Raw genomic sequence first — 14,511 nt, forward strand, 5'->3', positions numbered from 1 at the left:
AAGTCATTCATCTGGCGTTCAACAAACAAATGCCGCGGAACAGACGAAGTTCCGGAACAACTCAAATCCCCTTTCGTTGTTGGCGCGGGCAATGACGCAAAGAACCACGTGAGGAGAATTTCGATGTTGAACCGCTTTATGATCTCGGTTGCCGCGGCCGCACTCGTCGCGGGCGCCGGTGTGGCGAACGCACAGGGCATGAAAGGCGATACCGGTGGTGCAGGCGCACAGCCGACGCAACAGCAGCCGGCGCAGCACGCGCAGCCTTCGGGTGGCGCGGCAGATCATGGCGGCGCCATGAGCCGGGACAAGGGCACTGTCGGCCAGGCCGGCGGCGCCATGAAGCCCGGCGGAGCCGCCGAGGAGAAGTCCTCTGGCACGATGGAGAAGTCGGGCGGGATGGAAAAGTCCGGCTCGATGAACAAGAACGCAGCCGATGACAAGGCCGGCGCTGCCAAAGGCGACGTCAAGGGTGAGCGAGCCCAGGGCGCGCAGGACAAGTCGAAGAGCATGAGCTCGGACTCGACCAAGTCCGATTCCACCAAGTCCGGTGCCAAGGACATGAAGGCCGAGGACAACAAGGCGGGCGGCGCCGCCAAGAGCAACAATGCCGAGAACCGTCCGGCTACCACCGACAGCAAGTCTCAGACCACGACGGGTAACGCCTCCGCGACCGCGGCTGCGCCGCCCGCCGAGAAGCGGACTGAAATCTCGACGGCGATCAAGTCGACCAAGATCGAGGAGACCACCAACGTCAACTTCAACATCGCGGTCGGCGCCGCGATCCCGGCATCGGTCCACTTCCACCCGCTGCCGCCCCGGATCGTCGAGATCTATCCGCAATGGCGCGGCTATGAAGTGATCTACGTCCGCGGCCAGTACGTGATCGTCCGTCCGCAGACGCGCGAGATCGTCTACATCATCGAAGGCTAAGCTGCTTCGCTGAAGCCCAAATGGGCCCTTGCCGAGACATCGGCAGGGGCCTTTGGCCTGTGCGTCGCCCTCCCCCGCGAGCCTCCCTCCGGCAGCCACGATTAGAACTGGTTAACAAGCAATTTCCGTAGCTTCCGCACAGGTTTTTGCACCGGGGATGAGGTACCTGAAGGCGCCTGGGAGGCCCTTCAAGGCTTCCCCTAGGCCGCTTTGTTACCTATAACCCCGCCACGCCGAAGCACCTGCCGGGATAGGAATGGCCGAACCAGCAACCGATACGATCCTCGTCCTGAACGGGCCGAACCTCAACATGTTGGGGACCCGCGAGCCCGAGAAGTACGGCCACGCCACGCTGGCCGACGTCGAGGCGCTGTGCCGGGAGACCGCGGCAACGTTCGGCCTCAAGGCCGATTGCCGGCAGTCCAATCGCGAGGGCGAGTTGATCGACTTCATCCACGAGGCGCATGCGCGCAAGATGAAGGGCATCATCATCAATGCCGGCGGCTATTCGCACACCTCGATCGCGCTGCACGACGCGCTGCTCGCGGTGCAGATCCCGACGGTCGAAGTGCATGTGACCAACATCCACGCCCGCGAGAGCTTTCGTCACCACTCCTACACCGCACGCGCGGCTTTCGCCTCGCTCTGCGGTTTCGGCATCGAGGGCTATCGCCTCGCCATCCAGGGCCTTGCCGCCAAGCTTGCCATCAAGCCCAAAGCCTGAAGCCCTCTTCATCAAACAGAACATTCGGATCAAAGAACATGGCGCGCCAGCCAGACGACAAAGCAGCCGCAAAGTTTTCCAGCGAGGATTCCGCGCTCGTTCGCGAGCTCGCTTTGCTGCTCGATGAGACCAGCCTCACCGAGATCGAGATCGAACGTGCGGGCCTGCGCCTGCGCGTCGCCCGCAACATCAGCGTTGCTGCGACCATGCCGATGCAGATGGCGGCCGCACCCGCCGCCCTGCCGGTGGCCTCCGCCGCGCCTGCCGCCGCCGGCCCTGACCTGTCGAAGCATCCTGGCGCCGTCTCCTCGCCAATGGTCGGCACCGCCTATTGGGCACCGGAGCCCGGCGCCAAGCCGTTCATCGAGGTCGGCAGCAAGGTCTCGGTCGGACAGACCCTGCTGATCATCGAAGCCATGAAGACCATGAACCAGATCCCCTCGCCGCGCGCCGGCACGGTGACGCAGATCCTGGTCGAGGACGGCCAGCCGGTCGAGTACGGCGAGCCGCTGGTGATCATCGAGTAAGGCGAATGGCGATTAGCGAGTGGCGAATGGCATCACCGTTCCCCTGCTCGCTATTCGCCACCCGCTATTCCCTACTCCCCCTCTTCGCCCGCTGAGGCACCATGTTCGACAAGATCCTCATAGCCAATCGCGGCGAGATCGCCCTTCGCATCCTCAGGGCCTGCAAGGAGCTCGGCATCGCGACCGTCGCCGTGCACTCCACCGCCGACGCCGATGCCATGCATGTGCGCCTGTCGGACGAGAGCGTCTGCATCGGGCCGCCGGCATCCAAGGACAGCTATCTCAACGTGCCCGCGCTGCTCGCGGCCTGCGAGATCACGGGCGCCGATGCCGTGCATCCCGGTTACGGCTTCCTGTCCGAGAATGCCCGCTTCGCGGAGATCCTCGCCGAGCACAATCTGCATTTCATCGGTCCCAAGGCCGAGCACATCCGCCTGATGGGCGACAAGATCGAGGCGAAGAAGACCGCCAAGAAGCTCGGCATTCCCGTGGTGCCCGGCTCCGACGGTGCGGTCGGTCCCGATGACGACGCGCTGGCGATCGCCAGGAAGATCGGCTTTCCGGTGCTGGTGAAGGCGGCGGCCGGCGGCGGTGGCCGCGGCATGAAGGTCGCGCATAGCGAGGCCGACCTTCAGGTGGCGCTGTCGACGGCGGCCAACGAGGCCAAATCCGCTTTCGGCGATGCCTCGGTCTATCTGGAAAAATACCTCCAGAAGCCGCGCCACATCGAGATCCAGATTCTCGGCGACGGCCGGGGCGGCGCGATCCATCTCGGCGAGCGCGACTGCTCGCTGCAACGCCGTCACCAGAAGGTCTGGGAAGAGGGCCCCTCGCCTGTCCTTTCCGCCGCCGCGCGCGCCAAGATCGGCGAAACCTGCGCCAAAGCGATGCGCGAGATGAAATATCTCGGCGTCGGCACGATCGAATTCCTGTTCGAGGACGGCGAGTTCTACTTCATCGAGATGAACACCCGCATCCAGGTCGAGCATCCTGTCACCGAGAGCATCACCGACATCGACCTCGTGCTGGAGCAGATCCGCATCGCCGCCGGCGGCGATTTGCCGGCAAGACAGGAAGAAGTCCAGGTCATCGGCCATGCGATCGAGTGCCGCATCAACGCCGAGCATCCTCAAACCTTCCGCCCCTCGCCAGGCCGCATATTGCAATACCATCCCCCCGGCGGCCTCGGCGTCCGCATCGATTCCGCGGTCTACCAGGGCTACACGATCCCGCCCTATTACGATTCCCTGGTCGGCAAGCTGATCGTGCACGGCAAGACCCGCGCCGAATGCCTGATGCGGCTGCGCCGGGCGCTGGACGAGATGGTCGTGGAAGGCATCGAGACCACGCTGCCGCTGTTCCGCGCGCTGGTGCGGGAAGACGACATCATCAACGGCGACTACCACATCCACTGGCTGGAACAGTACCTCGCCGGCAAGACGGAACCCGCCCCGCAATAATCCCCCTTCGCCGTGGAACCCTTTGGCCTCCATCGCGTTCTCGACGCGGGGACAGTTCCAAGGGGGCGTTTTGACTTCCGCTGAGTGCGACAGAGCGAGGCAGTCGTGACGGCCGAGGCCCAACGACGGCGCGCATTTTGGCAGATCCTGCTGATCTCGGCGGGCCTTCTGATTCTGACCGGGATCAGCGCCGGCTCGGTCTATCTGGTCAACAAGGCCAGAGACGACAGCAAATGGGTGGTTCACACCATCGAGGCGGAAAACCAGATCAACAGCCTGCTGCTCGAAATCCGACGCGCCGAGAGCAGCGCCCGCAGCTTTCTCCTGACGCAGGGACCGGATTTCCAGTCGGACCACGAGAAGGCCGTCGCTGCGATCATTCCGGCACTCGACAAGCTCACGCGCCAGATCGGCGACAATCCGGCGCAACGCGACAGCATCGAGAAGCTGAGCGCGGCGATCGCGACCCGGCTCGACCAGTTCTCGCGCGAGATGACGTTCGTGAGGCAGGGCCAACCCGACAGCGCCACGGCGCTGATCCGCGAGGCCGCGGCCGGCAACACCACGACGACGATCACCAACATGGCCAACGCGATGATCCGCGAGGAGGAGCGGCTGTTCCGGGTCCGAACGGCAAACTCCGACCGGAGCCAGACCCTGGCTGCATCGATGACGGGCATCGGCTCCGGCCTGGTGGTGCTGCTGGCCCTGATCTCGACCTGGCTGGTGCGGCGCTCGGCCCGCGCCCGTGACGAGGCCGAAGCGCGCCTGCGCGATGCCAACGTCAACCTGGAGGCCGTCGTCGACGAACGCACGGCCGACCTGCGCGAAGCCAACGACGAGATCCAGCGCTTTGCCTATATCGTCAGCCACGATCTGCGCTCGCCGCTCGTCAACATCATGGGCTTCACCAGCGAGCTCGAGGAGCTCAGCGGCGATGTCTTCCGCCGCATAGGCAGCCTCACTCAAGTCCCCGCCGGAGGGCCGCCGCTGGCACCCGGCGAGATCGCGCTCGAAGGCGCCGACAAGCAGCTCTCGGAGGATTTTTCCGAAGCGCTCGGTTTCATCAAGACGTCGATTGCCAAGATGGACCGGCTGATTTCGGCCATCCTCAACCTCACCCGCGAGGGTCGGCGCGAATTCCAGCCCGTGAAGATCGACACCAGCGAGCTGATCGAGGCCATCGTGTCGACGCTGGCGCACCAGGCCACCGAGGCGCAGGCCCAGATCCACCTCGAGGCCCTGCCTGACATCGTGAGCGACCGGCTCGCACTCGAGCAGATCTTCTCCAATCTGATCGACAATGCGATCAAGTACCTGAAGCGCGGGGTGCCCGGCGAGATCAGAATCCGCGGGCGGACCAAGCTCGGCTACGCTATCTTCGAGATCAGCGACAATGGCCGGGGGATCGATCCGAAGGATCACCAGCGGATATTCGACCTGTTCCGCCGCGCGGGAACCCAGGACAAGCCCGGCCAAGGCATTGGTCTTGCACATGTGCGTGCACTTGTGCGTCGCCTCGGCGGCACCATGTCGGTATCATCGGAACTGGACGCGGGTAGCACCTTCACGATCACGCTGCCGATCGCCTGGAATGTGAGCAACCGGAACTGAGATCTATGACCCAGCCTGTCACCATCATTATGATCGAGGACGACGAGGGCCACGCCCGCCTGATCGAGCGCAACATCCGCCGCTCGGGAGTGAACAACGAGATCGTCTCGTTTCCCAACGGCACGGACGCGATGCAGCATCTGTTCGGTGCCGACGGCAGCGGGCTCGTGCAGAAGGGCAATGCGCTCTTGATCCTGCTCGACCTCAACCTGCCCGACATGACCGGGATCGACATCCTGCGGCAGATCAAGGAAAACAAATATCTGAAGGCCTCGCCCGTGGTGGTGCTGACCACCACCGACGATTCCCAGGAAATCAAGCGCTGCTACGAGCTCGGCTGCAACGTCTACATCACCAAGCCCGTCAACTACGAGAATTTCGCCAATGCCATCCGGCAGCTTGGCCTGTTCTTCTCGGTCATCCAGGTCCCGCCCGCCGCCCCATGAACCAGCGCACGCCGACACTGCTCTACATCGACGACGACGGTGCGCTGGCGCGCCTGGTCGAGCGCGGCCTGACGCGGCGCGGCTACCGGGTCGTCCATGCTGCGAGCGGCGAGGAAGGTTTGGAGCGCATCCGCCGCGCGGTTGCCGAGGGCGGTATCGACGTGGTCGCGCTCGACCAGTACATGCCCGGCCTCGATGGCCTCGAGACGCTGGAGCAGATCATGGCGATCCCGGGCGCCCCGCCCGTGGTGTTCGTCACGGCCTCGCAGGATTCCAGCATCGCCGTCACCGCGCTGAAGGCCGGCGCGGCCGACTATCTCGTCAAGGACGTCACGGGCGATTTCATCCCCCTGCTCCACGTCGCAACCGAGGGCGCGCTGCGCCAGGCCGAATTGCAGAAGGCGCGCGAGGAGGCGGAAGCCGAGATCCACGCTTCGCGCGACCGCTATGCCGCCCTTGCGGCCGAACGCGAGCTGCTGCTGCGCGAGGTCAACCACCGCGTCGGCAACTCGCTCCAGATCATCGCCTCGCTGCTGCACCTTCAGGCAAGCTCCGCCGCGCAGGACGAGGTCAAGGCGGCACTGACCAATGCGATGGGCCGCGTCGCCGCAGTCGCGCAGGTGCACCGCCGCCTCTACACCTCGCAGGATCTGAAGAGCGTGGTGCTGAACCAGTATCTGGACTCACTGCTCGAGGATCTCCGCCGCTCCGCCGAAGGTAACCGGATGTCGCGCCTGACGCTGAAGGCCGAGCCGATCGAGATCGATCCCGATCGCGCGGTCGCCGTCGGCATCATCGTCAACGAGCTGGTGATGAACGCGGTGAAATACGCCTATCCCGACGGCGCCGGCCCGATCCATGTCGAGCTCCACGCGCACGGCGACGATGTCCTGCTGTCGATCACCGACAACGGCGTCGGCGACAACGTCAAGGCCGATCCGCGCTCCACCGGCATGGGCCAGCGCATCGTCGCGGCGATGGCCTCCAAGCTCGATGCCACGGTCGAGCGCGATCCCACCCATTCCGGAACCCGGATCGTGCTGAAATTCGCTCGCATGCCCGCAGTCCCCGGCAGGACCAGCACGGCCGCCGCGAGCTGATCTCGCCCCTGCTGCGCACCCCATCGCAACCGCATCGCGATCCTGCTATGATCGCGAACCATGACTTCGCGCGACTCCGCCCCATCTGAAATCACACCGGCCGTGCTGCTGCGCGCCTATGCCTGCGGCATCTTTCCGATGGCCGAAAGCGCCGAAGATCCGACCCTGTTCTGGGTCGAGCCGGAGCTGCGCGGCGTCATCCCCCTCGACGGATTTCGCGTCGCCTCGCGGCTCGCGCGCACCGTGCGCTCGGATGTGTTTCGCGTGACCGTCAACACCGCGTTCAAGGCGACGATCGCCGGCTGCGCCGCGCCGCAGGCCGGACGCGAGGACACCTGGATCAACAAGCGCATCCGTGACCTCTATGGCGGCCTGCACGAGCTCGGCCATTGCCACAGCGTCGAGGCCTGGCAGGGCGAGGATCTCGTCGGCGGGCTGTACGGCGTGAGCCTCGGACGAGCCTTCTTCGGCGAGAGCATGTTCCACACCGCGCGCGATGCCTCCAAGGTCGCTCTGGTGCATCTGGTCGCGCGGCTCATCCATGGCGGCTTCGAGCTGCTCGACACCCAATATGTCACCGAGCATCTGAAGAGCTTTGGCGCGGCCGAGATCTCGCGGCGGCGCTACACTGCGCTGCTCGACAAGGCGCTCGCGGGCGAGCCCGGCGATTTCCTGAAGCTCTCTGCGGGTGAGGCTATCCCGGGAGCGCGTGCACTCGAGATCATCGCCGCGCGGCAATGATCGACAGCCAGGCTTAGCGGCCGAAGCCGGGGGATTTGGCCTAGCGGCCAAACCCCGGGATACCGAACAGACCCGGCCGCTGCTCCGGCGGCGGAGGCGGCGGCGGTGCTGGTTGCTGCTGCTGGATCGGCGGCAGAGGCTGCGGCGGACGCTGCTGCACCTGCTTCGGCGCGGCCTTCTTCTGCGCGGGCGGCGGCGGAGGTGCAGGCTTGGTCGCCGGATCCGGCGCTGCGGTCGCAATGGTCTGCTGTGGCTCTTTGCAGTCGGTGAGCCAGATGTCGTAGATCGGGTGCTCGACGCCGTGCAGGCCAGGGCTTGCCGCGTACATCCAACCCGAGAAGATCCGCTTCACCTCGCCCTGCAGGGTGATCTCGTCGACCTCCACGAAGGCGTCGGTGTTGGTGGCCTCGGTCGCCGGCCGCGTGTAGCAGGCGTCGGTCTTGACCCTGAGCGCGCCGAACTGGACGGTCTCGCCGATCTCCTCGTCGAAATTGATGATGCGTCCGGTGATCTTGTCGAGGCCGGAGAAGGTCGCCTTCTTGTTCACGATCTTCTGGGCCGGCGGCTCGGTGACAACCTCGTCGCCCGGCTGCAGGCTTGCCGGGGTCTGCGGCACGGCGCCACCCGGCCCGCCCTTCTGCTGCGGCTGGCGACCCGGCGTGCCCGGCTGGGCGCCCGGCGGCGCGACCGCTACAGGCGGCGGCTGGTTCGGCGGAGCGACGGTGGAGCCCGGCGGCGGCGCCAGCGGCTGGGTCTCGACCGGCCCCGGCATCACATTGCCCTGCCGTCCCTGAGGCGGCGGCATCGGGCGCGACGGCAGCACGCGGCCCTGCGGCGGCAGCTCCGGCACCTCTTCGTCGTCATCGGGAATCTGCTGCGGCTGGGGCTGGCCGCGTGGAATGTTGCCGGGCGGGCGCAGCGGCGGCGGATCGGAAAAGATCGTGCCGATCTGCGCCTGAGCCGGCGTCGCAGCCGTCAGCGCGGTAGCGGCCAAAAGCGCCGCAAGACCTGTCAGGGTAATGGATCGAAACATCTCGCGCGGCTTCAACAGCGAATCGGGCTCGTTGGACATTCTACAGGGGATACCGCCGCTCGCAGGCCCTCCGGTTAACACGGGGAATACGGCGGGGGAAGGGCGGCATCCCTGCCCTGCCCGCCGCCCGCTGGCCAGGGCGGCTAACGGGTGGGATAGTCGGAAAGCCCTCCCAGGGGCGCGAGGCGGGCATCGCCCCGAAAATGACATCCAACGACAACCGGAACCCCCGAGGTGCGCCCCTTCATGCCCGTTGTGCTCGATCCCGATGCCGCCGCCGTCTACAAGGCTTTCCAGGAGGCCGGCCGCCCCGCCTACGAGACCCTGACCGCGCCGGAAGCGCGCGCCTATTATGCTCAGGCGCGCTTTGCCACCAACCCCGAGCCGCCGGAGCTCGCGCGCGTCACGCCGCTATCGATCCCGGCGCAGCACGGGGTGATCCCCGCACGCCTCTACGTTCCCAAGGCGCCGCGCCGGCACGACGGCCTGTCGCCGGCGCTGGTGTTCTTCCATGGCGGCGGCTGGGTGATCGGCGATCTCGACTCCCACGACGTCGTCTGCCGACAGCTCGCGGTCGACGGCGCGCTGATCGTGATCTCGGTCGACTACCGTCTCGCGCCGGAGCACAAGTTTCCCGCGGCCATCGAGGACGCCATTGCCGCGACCCAATGGATCGCCGCGAACGCGCGCGAGCTCGGCATCGATGCCTCACGCCTCTCGATCGGCGGCGATAGCGCCGGCGGCAATCTCACCGCGGTCGTGGCGCTCGCCGCGCGTGAGGCGGGCGGTCCCGCGCTCGCGGGCCAGCTGCTGATCTATCCCGCCACCGATTTCGCCATGACGCACGGCTCCCACAGCGAGCCCGAGACCAGCGTGCTGCTGACGCATTCGGTGATCCGCTGGTTTCGCGACCACTACCTCAATGGCGCCGCCGACATCCACGACTGGCGCGCTTCGCCGGCGCGTGCGCAAAACCTGGCCGGGCTGCCGCCGGCCTATGTGCTGACCGCCGGCGCCGATCCGCTGCGCGACGAAGGCGACGAATATGCCGAGCGCCTCAGGCAGGCCGGCGTATCCGTCACGACCAAGCACTATCCCGGCCAATTCCATGGCTTCTTCACCATGGGCAAGCTGTTGCAGCAGGCCAATGTCGCCGTCGGCGAGATCGGCGCGTGGCTGAAGGGATTGGGATAGCGAAACTCCCGTAGGCCGCAGGAGCGAGAGCGACATGCGGGACCGCTCTCACGACACGGAAAGACCGTCCCTGACATCGCTGCGCTCGTCCGCGCTACGTACCGACACTCATCGAGATGCCTTCCATCCTCACAACTGCCCTCGCCCTCCCGCTGCGCGGCCTGACCTGGCTCGGCAGCCAGGGCACGCGCGGAGTCGCCGCTGTCGTCTTCATCGCGGCCGCGGTGCCACCGCTCGGCGCGCTGCTGCGTCCCTATCTCACCGAGGCGATCCTGTGCCTGCTCTGCATCTCCTTCATGCGGGTCGATCTCGTTGCGCTCTACGGCCATCTGCGCCGGCCGGCGCTGGTTGCAACCGCCACGGCCTGGACCACGATCGGCGTGCCGCTGATCGTCGGACTGATCGCGCACGCAACCGGGCTCACGGCGCGCGCGCCCGGGCTTTCGCTCGCACTGATGCTCCAGAGCATGGCCTCGCCGATGATGGCCTCCCCGGCACTGGCCGCGCTGATGGGTCTCGATGCCACGCTCGTGCTGATCACGCTGGTGACCTCGACCGCGCTGGTGCCCTTCACGGCCTCGCTATTCGCCGGCCTCTTCCTCGGCGACATGCTCAGCGTCACGCCGCTGACGCTGGGCTTGAAACTGCTCGGCATCCTCGCAGCATCGCTGCTCGCGGCGACCGCCATCCGATGGATCTTCGGCGCGGAGGCGATCCAGCGTCACAAGACGCCGATCGACGGCCTCAACATCGTCATCCTCTTCATCTTCGCTGCCGCGATCATGGGCGATGTCGTGAGCGACCTCGTGCGCGAGCCGCTTTTCACCCTCAGCCTCGCGGCTCTGTCGTTCGCGATCTACTTCACCCTGCTCGCGATCACCACGCTGCTGTTCCGCCGCATCGGCTATGAACGCGCGCTCGCACTCGGGTTGATGGTGTCACAGCGCAATCTCGGCCTGATGCTGGCGGCCACGGCCGGCGCATTGCCGCCCACCACCTGGCTCTATTTCGCGATGACGCAGTTTCCGATTCATCTTGCGCCCTACATGCTGACGCCGATCGCGCGGCGCTTGACGGCGCGCGCGCGGGCCTCCGGCTCTGCCGCGACGAGCACGCCCTAGCCCGCCCGCGCCGCCCGCCGCAGCGCCTGCGGCGGCTGGCCGAAGGCGCGGATGAAGGCGCGCCGCATGCGCTCGGGGTCGCCGAAGCCGGTCGCCTCTGCGACGAGCTCGATCGCCTCGCGCGAGGACTGCACGCGCTCGCGCGCGACTTCGAGCCGCAGCCGCTCGATCGCCTTCGACGGCGTCGCGCCGGTCTCGGCGGCGAAGGCGCGGGCGAAATGCCGTGCGCTCATGCCGGCGCGATCGGCGAGGTCCTCCACCGTCAGCGGCGCATCGAGATTTTCGCGCGCCCAGGACAACAGCGCGCCGAAGCGGCCGTTCGGCGTCTTCAGCTCCAGCAGCGAGGAGAACTGCGACTGGCCGCCGCTGCGGCGATGGTAGAGCACGAGCTGCCGCGCGACGGCCTGCGCGATCTCCTCGCCATGGTCCTCGGTGACCATCGCGAGCGCCAGATCGATCCCCGCGGTGATGCCGGCCGACGTCCAGACATTGCCGTCGCGGGTGAAGATCTGGTCCGGCTCGAACTTCACCTTCGGATAGCGCGCGACGAAATCGCGCGTCCGGCCCCAATGCGTGGTGGCGCGGCGGCCGTCGAGCAGCCCCGCCTCGGCCAGCACATAGGCGCCCGAGCAGACGCTCGCGACGCGCACGCCGCGCCGCGCCAGCCGCTGCACGAAGGCGCGCGTGACCTCGCAGCGCGCGGCATCCGCAACGCCCGCGCCGCCCGCGACCACCAGCGTCGTGATCGCATTCGCCGACTTGAAGTCGCGCGCCATCATCTCGACGCCCGACGAGCTGCGCACCAGTCCCGCGCTCGCGGCCAGCACGCGCAGCGCAAGCGTCTTGCCGGTGCAGCGCGCCGCGACCTCGAACACCGAGATCGGGCCGGCCGCATCGAGCAGCTGGAAATCCGGGAAGATCAGGATGCCGATCATAGGGTATGTCCGAAATAGTGGGAATTACGCCATTTCAGACACGACCGCACCATGCCAGTCTTCGCGCGTCAAGCTCATCTTTGGAGGACCTGCCGATGTCGTCACCGCTCCAGATCGGTCTTCTGGTGTTTCCGCGCGTCACCCAGCTCGACTTCACCGGTCCCTTGCAGGTGTTCTCCATGGTGCCCGGCGCGACGTTGCATCTGATCTGGAAGCGGATCGAGCCGGTACCGAGCGATTCCGTGCTGACGCTGACGCCGACCACGACGTTCGCGGATTGCCCGCAGCTCGACGTGATCTGCGTGCCCGGCGGCGGCGGCACCAACGACCTGCTCAACGATGAGGAGGTGCTCGACTTCCTGCGCAAGCAGGCCGAAGGCGCAAAATACGTGACCTCCGTTTGCACGGGATCGCTGGCGCTCGGCGCCGCCGGACTGTTGAAGGGCTATCGCGCCGCCACTCATTGGAGCGCGATGGAGATGCTCGGCCAGTTCGGCGCAACGCCGACCAGGACGCGCGTCTGCGTCGACCGCAATCGCATCACCGGCGGCGGCGTCACCGCGGGAATCGATTTCGCGCTCACGCTGGTCTCCCTCATGGTCGACCGCACCACGGCGGAAGCAATCCAGCTCCAGATGGAATACAACCCAGCCCCGCCCTTCAATTCGGGCTCGCCCGATACGGCGCCCGCCGAAGTCTTGGCCTTGCTGAGAGAGCGCGGCGCGCAAAACCAGGCCAAGCGCCTGGAAGCAGTCAAGCGCGCGGCGGAAAGGGTGACGTAGCCTCCACACGCTCGCGTCCCGGACGCGCTGCAGCGCCTAGCGCTGCTGCGCAGAGCCGGGACCCAGGGAGCCACGCGGATCGCTGTTGCATGGGCCCCGGCTCTGCAGCACACCACTTCATGCTGCGCAGCGTCAGGAGCACGCGACCTTCGTGCCGGTCCCGAAAAGAAAAAGGCCGCTCGGTTTCCCGAGCGGCCTTTCCTGTCTTACGGCGGCTGCACATTCCATCGGGCGATTTCGGAACTTCCAGACCGGGGGCCTATCTCCCGATCGAGTCCTTACTCGGCGGCCGCTGCATCTCGGGACAGTCGCGAACTGTTGCCCGAACCGAACGCGATGGTCTCCCATCTCCGTAAGATGGGGTCATTGAGCCGCATGGCTTGCGTGGCCACAATGCCCGCGCAGACGCCGTCCCCGCTGTTCCCGTTGTCCACAGCAGGGCGAGGCGGATGCGCGTGCATCCAACCGAACGAATCGAGATTCGAGGGAGGACGGAAAGCCTAGCCAGGCGTCCAGGGCTGATAGTCGCCGGTCGCCTTCGGACGCTTGCCGCTGGCGAGGGTCGAGCCCGAGGGCCGATAGGCTTTTGCCGTGCCGGTGAGATTCGGCTGGTGCGGCTTTTCCCACTCGCGCGGCTGATAGTTGGCCTCGGTCGGCGGCACATCGACGACGTGATGAATCCAGCCGTGCCAGGACGGCGGGATCCGGCTGGCTTCCGCATAGCCGTTATAGACCACCCAGCGCCGCTCGAAGCCGAGCGTCGGATCGACCGCCCCGCCGCGGGTGCGATAGTAGAGATTGCCCTGCTCGTCCTGGCCGACCAGTTCCCCGTACCGCTTGGTCCAGAGCTGGGTGCCAAAAGTCTGGCCATTCCACCAGGTGAAGAACTTGAGGAAGAATTGTTTCATGCGGCAAGGGCCCTGCTTCGTCGGGTCCTGATGCCATCCGGGCGGGGAAATGTCCAGTTCGGCAGGGCGGCGGTGCCCCCGGCAAATGCGCTGGCCTCGCCATGAACGCTGCCGCAAATCGGACGCGATCCGTTCATGCCGGGTACAGCCATTGAGAGCGAGGCTCCCTTCACGCGCAAACCGGCGTGATCCCAGGAACCCCAGCCCCTTCATAGGGTTTGCTTCCGGGAAAGGAGTTTTATCATGAAAAATCTGAAAGTTTTGAGTGCCGCCGCAGCGCTGGCGCTCGTTCTACCCATGACCTCACCGAGCTTTGCACAGGGGCCCGGCGGCGGCGGCCGTGGCGGCGGTGGCGGCGGTGGCGGCCACATCGGCGGTGGTGGTGGTGGCGCTCACATCGGCGGTGGCGGCGGCGGCGCTCACTTCGGTGGTGGCGGCGGCGCGCGCATGGGCGGTGGCAGCTTCGGTGGCGGAGCACGGATTGGCGGCGGCCCCGCGTTGCAGGGAGGTGGCGGCAACTTCGCGGCCGGCCCAGCGGTACGTCCGAGCGGCGGCACGTCCTTCACCGGTGGCGTCAGCCGTAACTTTGCAGCCGCCAACGGCGGCACCTGGCAAGGCCGCAGCGGCAATTGGAACGGTGGAGGCTGGCATCATCATCGTCGCGGCGGCTTCTGGCCGGGCTTCGCGGCCGGTGCGGCGATCGGCGGACTCGGCTCGTATGCCTATTATGGCGGCGGCGGCTATTACGATGACCCCTACTACTATGGCGACAGCTACTATGATGAGCCGTCCGTGGCGGTGGTCCCCGATAGCGGCGGCGACTCCTCGGCCTATTGCGCGCAGCGCTACAGATCATATGACCCGGCTTCGGGCACTTATCTCGGTTATGACGGCCAGCGGCATCCCTGCCCGTAAGACGGCCTGAACGATCGATGCAACAAATCGCATGGGCGGCACCGGTGATGGCCGGCGCCGCCCATGTCTGTTCTGCAA

Annotated in this window: 15 protein-coding genes; 12 read left to right on the forward strand and 3 right to left on the reverse strand. The window is 66.5% G+C overall.

Going from position 1 to position 14,511, the window contains the following annotated elements; genetic code table 11:
- The first annotated feature begins 123 nt into the window (after positions 1–123).
- The 8 genes from AABA86_RS11310 (at position 124) to aat (ending at position 7,545) form a co-directional block, all read left to right on the forward strand.
- Complete coding sequence (locus AABA86_RS11310) at positions 124–933, forward strand: DUF1236 domain-containing protein (RefSeq protein ID WP_338306772.1); 810 nt, start codon at positions 124–126, stop codon at positions 931–933.
- 256 nt (positions 934–1,189) lie between these two features.
- Positions 1,190–1,657, forward strand: a complete 468-nt coding sequence (aroQ, locus tag AABA86_RS11315; RefSeq protein ID WP_063194278.1) for a type II 3-dehydroquinate dehydratase — start codon at positions 1,190–1,192, stop codon at positions 1,655–1,657.
- Between the two features lie 38 nt (positions 1,658–1,695).
- A complete protein-coding gene (gene accB / locus AABA86_RS11320; protein ID WP_212244404.1) occupies positions 1,696–2,184 on the forward strand; it encodes an acetyl-CoA carboxylase biotin carboxyl carrier protein in 489 nt (162 codons plus the stop codon).
- A gap of 101 nt (positions 2,185–2,285) precedes the next feature.
- Positions 2,286–3,644 (forward strand): acetyl-CoA carboxylase biotin carboxylase subunit, encoded by a 1,359-nt coding sequence (gene accC, locus AABA86_RS11325; protein WP_212244406.1) that lies wholly within the window; start codon positions 2,286–2,288, stop codon positions 3,642–3,644.
- A gap of 105 nt (positions 3,645–3,749) precedes the next feature.
- A complete protein-coding gene (locus tag AABA86_RS11330; RefSeq protein WP_338306774.1) occupies positions 3,750–5,258 on the forward strand; it encodes a sensor histidine kinase in 1,509 nt (502 codons plus the stop codon).
- A gap of 5 nt (positions 5,259–5,263) precedes the next feature.
- Positions 5,264–5,704, forward strand: a complete 441-nt coding sequence (locus tag AABA86_RS11335; protein ID WP_018323001.1) for a response regulator — start codon at positions 5,264–5,266, stop codon at positions 5,702–5,704.
- The gene (locus AABA86_RS11340; RefSeq protein WP_212244410.1) at positions 5,701–6,804 is read left to right on the forward strand and encodes a sensor histidine kinase; all 1,104 of its coding nucleotides are present in this window, start codon (positions 5,701–5,703) and stop codon (positions 6,802–6,804) included. Before AABA86_RS11335 ends, AABA86_RS11340 begins: the two co-directional genes overlap by 4 nt.
- A 60-nt stretch (positions 6,805–6,864) precedes the next feature.
- Positions 6,865–7,545 carry a leucyl/phenylalanyl-tRNA--protein transferase gene (gene aat / locus AABA86_RS11345; RefSeq protein ID WP_212244412.1) on the forward strand — a complete coding sequence of 227 codons (681 nt, stop codon included), beginning with the start codon at positions 6,865–6,867 and terminating at the stop codon, positions 7,543–7,545.
- 40 nt (positions 7,546–7,585) lie between these two features.
- On the opposite strand, the gene AABA86_RS11350 is transcribed toward aat, so the two are convergent.
- Entirely contained in the window at positions 7,586–8,617 is a 1,032-nt protein-coding gene (locus AABA86_RS11350) for a DUF2155 domain-containing protein (protein ID WP_338306775.1), read from the reverse strand.
- A 207-nt stretch (positions 8,618–8,824) separates the two neighbouring features.
- Here AABA86_RS11350 and AABA86_RS11355 point away from each other — a divergent pair, with 207 nt between their 5' ends.
- Positions 8,825–9,772 carry an alpha/beta hydrolase gene (locus AABA86_RS11355; RefSeq protein WP_338306776.1) on the forward strand — a complete coding sequence of 316 codons (948 nt, stop codon included), beginning with the start codon at positions 8,825–8,827 and terminating at the stop codon, positions 9,770–9,772.
- A gap of 116 nt (positions 9,773–9,888) precedes the next feature.
- Positions 9,889–10,893: a Na+-dependent transporter gene (locus AABA86_RS11360; RefSeq protein ID WP_338306777.1), complete on the forward strand. Its 1,005-nt coding sequence runs from the start codon at positions 9,889–9,891 to the stop codon at positions 10,891–10,893.
- Here the strand turns inward: AABA86_RS11360 and AABA86_RS11365 are convergent.
- Entirely contained in the window at positions 10,890–11,828 is a 939-nt protein-coding gene (locus AABA86_RS11365; RefSeq protein ID WP_212244420.1) for a GlxA family transcriptional regulator, read from the reverse strand. The genes AABA86_RS11360 and AABA86_RS11365 overlap by 4 nt on opposite strands.
- 95 nt (positions 11,829–11,923) lie before the next feature.
- Here AABA86_RS11365 and AABA86_RS11370 point away from each other — a divergent pair, with 95 nt between their 5' ends.
- Positions 11,924–12,610, forward strand: coding sequence for a DJ-1/PfpI family protein (locus AABA86_RS11370; protein WP_212244422.1), 687 nt, complete (start codon positions 11,924–11,926; stop codon positions 12,608–12,610).
- Positions 12,611–13,110: 500 nt separating this feature from the next.
- Here the strand turns inward: AABA86_RS11370 and AABA86_RS11375 are convergent, their stop codons facing one another.
- Positions 13,111–13,518 (reverse strand): NADH:ubiquinone oxidoreductase subunit NDUFA12, encoded by a 408-nt coding sequence (locus AABA86_RS11375; protein ID WP_028144863.1) that lies wholly within the window; start codon positions 13,516–13,518, stop codon positions 13,111–13,113.
- A 243-nt stretch (positions 13,519–13,761) separates the two neighbouring features.
- Between AABA86_RS11375 and AABA86_RS11380 the strand changes: the two genes are divergently transcribed.
- Positions 13,762–14,433 carry a BA14K family protein gene (locus AABA86_RS11380; protein WP_212244424.1) on the forward strand — a complete coding sequence of 224 codons (672 nt, stop codon included), beginning with the start codon at positions 13,762–13,764 and terminating at the stop codon, positions 14,431–14,433.
- The last annotated feature ends 78 nt before the right edge of the window (positions 14,434–14,511 follow it).

Origin of the sequence: Bradyrhizobium sp. TM233 (assembly GCF_036247965.1) — a bacterium.
Taxonomy (GTDB): domain Bacteria; phylum Pseudomonadota; class Alphaproteobacteria; order Rhizobiales; family Xanthobacteraceae; genus Bradyrhizobium; species Bradyrhizobium ottawaense.

What these genes read in the sequence shown, in the direction of transcription:
- AABA86_RS11310 (WP_338306772.1), top strand. Translation starts at nt 124, where the DNA reads ATGTTGAACCGCTTTATGATCTCGGTTGCCGCGGCCGCACTCGTCGCG.
- aroQ (WP_063194278.1), top strand. Translation starts at nt 1,190, where the DNA reads ATGGCCGAACCAGCAACCGATACGATCCTCGTCCTGAACGGGCCGAAC.
- accB (WP_212244404.1), top strand. Translation starts at nt 1,696, where the DNA reads ATGGCGCGCCAGCCAGACGACAAAGCAGCCGCAAAGTTTTCCAGCGAG.
- accC (WP_212244406.1), top strand. Translation starts at nt 2,286, where the DNA reads ATGTTCGACAAGATCCTCATAGCCAATCGCGGCGAGATCGCCCTTCGC.
- AABA86_RS11335 (WP_018323001.1), top strand. Translation starts at nt 5,264, where the DNA reads ATGACCCAGCCTGTCACCATCATTATGATCGAGGACGACGAGGGCCAC.
- AABA86_RS11340 (WP_212244410.1), top strand. Translation starts at nt 5,701, where the DNA reads ATGAACCAGCGCACGCCGACACTGCTCTACATCGACGACGACGGTGCG.
- aat (WP_212244412.1), top strand. Translation starts at nt 6,865, where the DNA reads ATGACTTCGCGCGACTCCGCCCCATCTGAAATCACACCGGCCGTGCTG.
- AABA86_RS11350 (WP_338306775.1), bottom strand. Translation starts at nt 8,617, where the DNA reads ATGTCCAACGAGCCCGATTCGCTGTTGAAGCCGCGCGAGATGTTTCGA.
- AABA86_RS11355 (WP_338306776.1), top strand. Translation starts at nt 8,825, where the DNA reads ATGCCCGTTGTGCTCGATCCCGATGCCGCCGCCGTCTACAAGGCTTTC.
- AABA86_RS11360 (WP_338306777.1), top strand. Translation starts at nt 9,889, where the DNA reads ATGCCTTCCATCCTCACAACTGCCCTCGCCCTCCCGCTGCGCGGCCTG.
- AABA86_RS11365 (WP_212244420.1), bottom strand. Translation starts at nt 11,828, where the DNA reads ATGATCGGCATCCTGATCTTCCCGGATTTCCAGCTGCTCGATGCGGCC.
- AABA86_RS11370 (WP_212244422.1), top strand. Translation starts at nt 11,924, where the DNA reads ATGTCGTCACCGCTCCAGATCGGTCTTCTGGTGTTTCCGCGCGTCACC.
- AABA86_RS11375 (WP_028144863.1), bottom strand. Translation starts at nt 13,518, where the DNA reads ATGAAACAATTCTTCCTCAAGTTCTTCACCTGGTGGAATGGCCAGACT.
- AABA86_RS11380 (WP_212244424.1), top strand. Translation starts at nt 13,762, where the DNA reads ATGAAAAATCTGAAAGTTTTGAGTGCCGCCGCAGCGCTGGCGCTCGTT.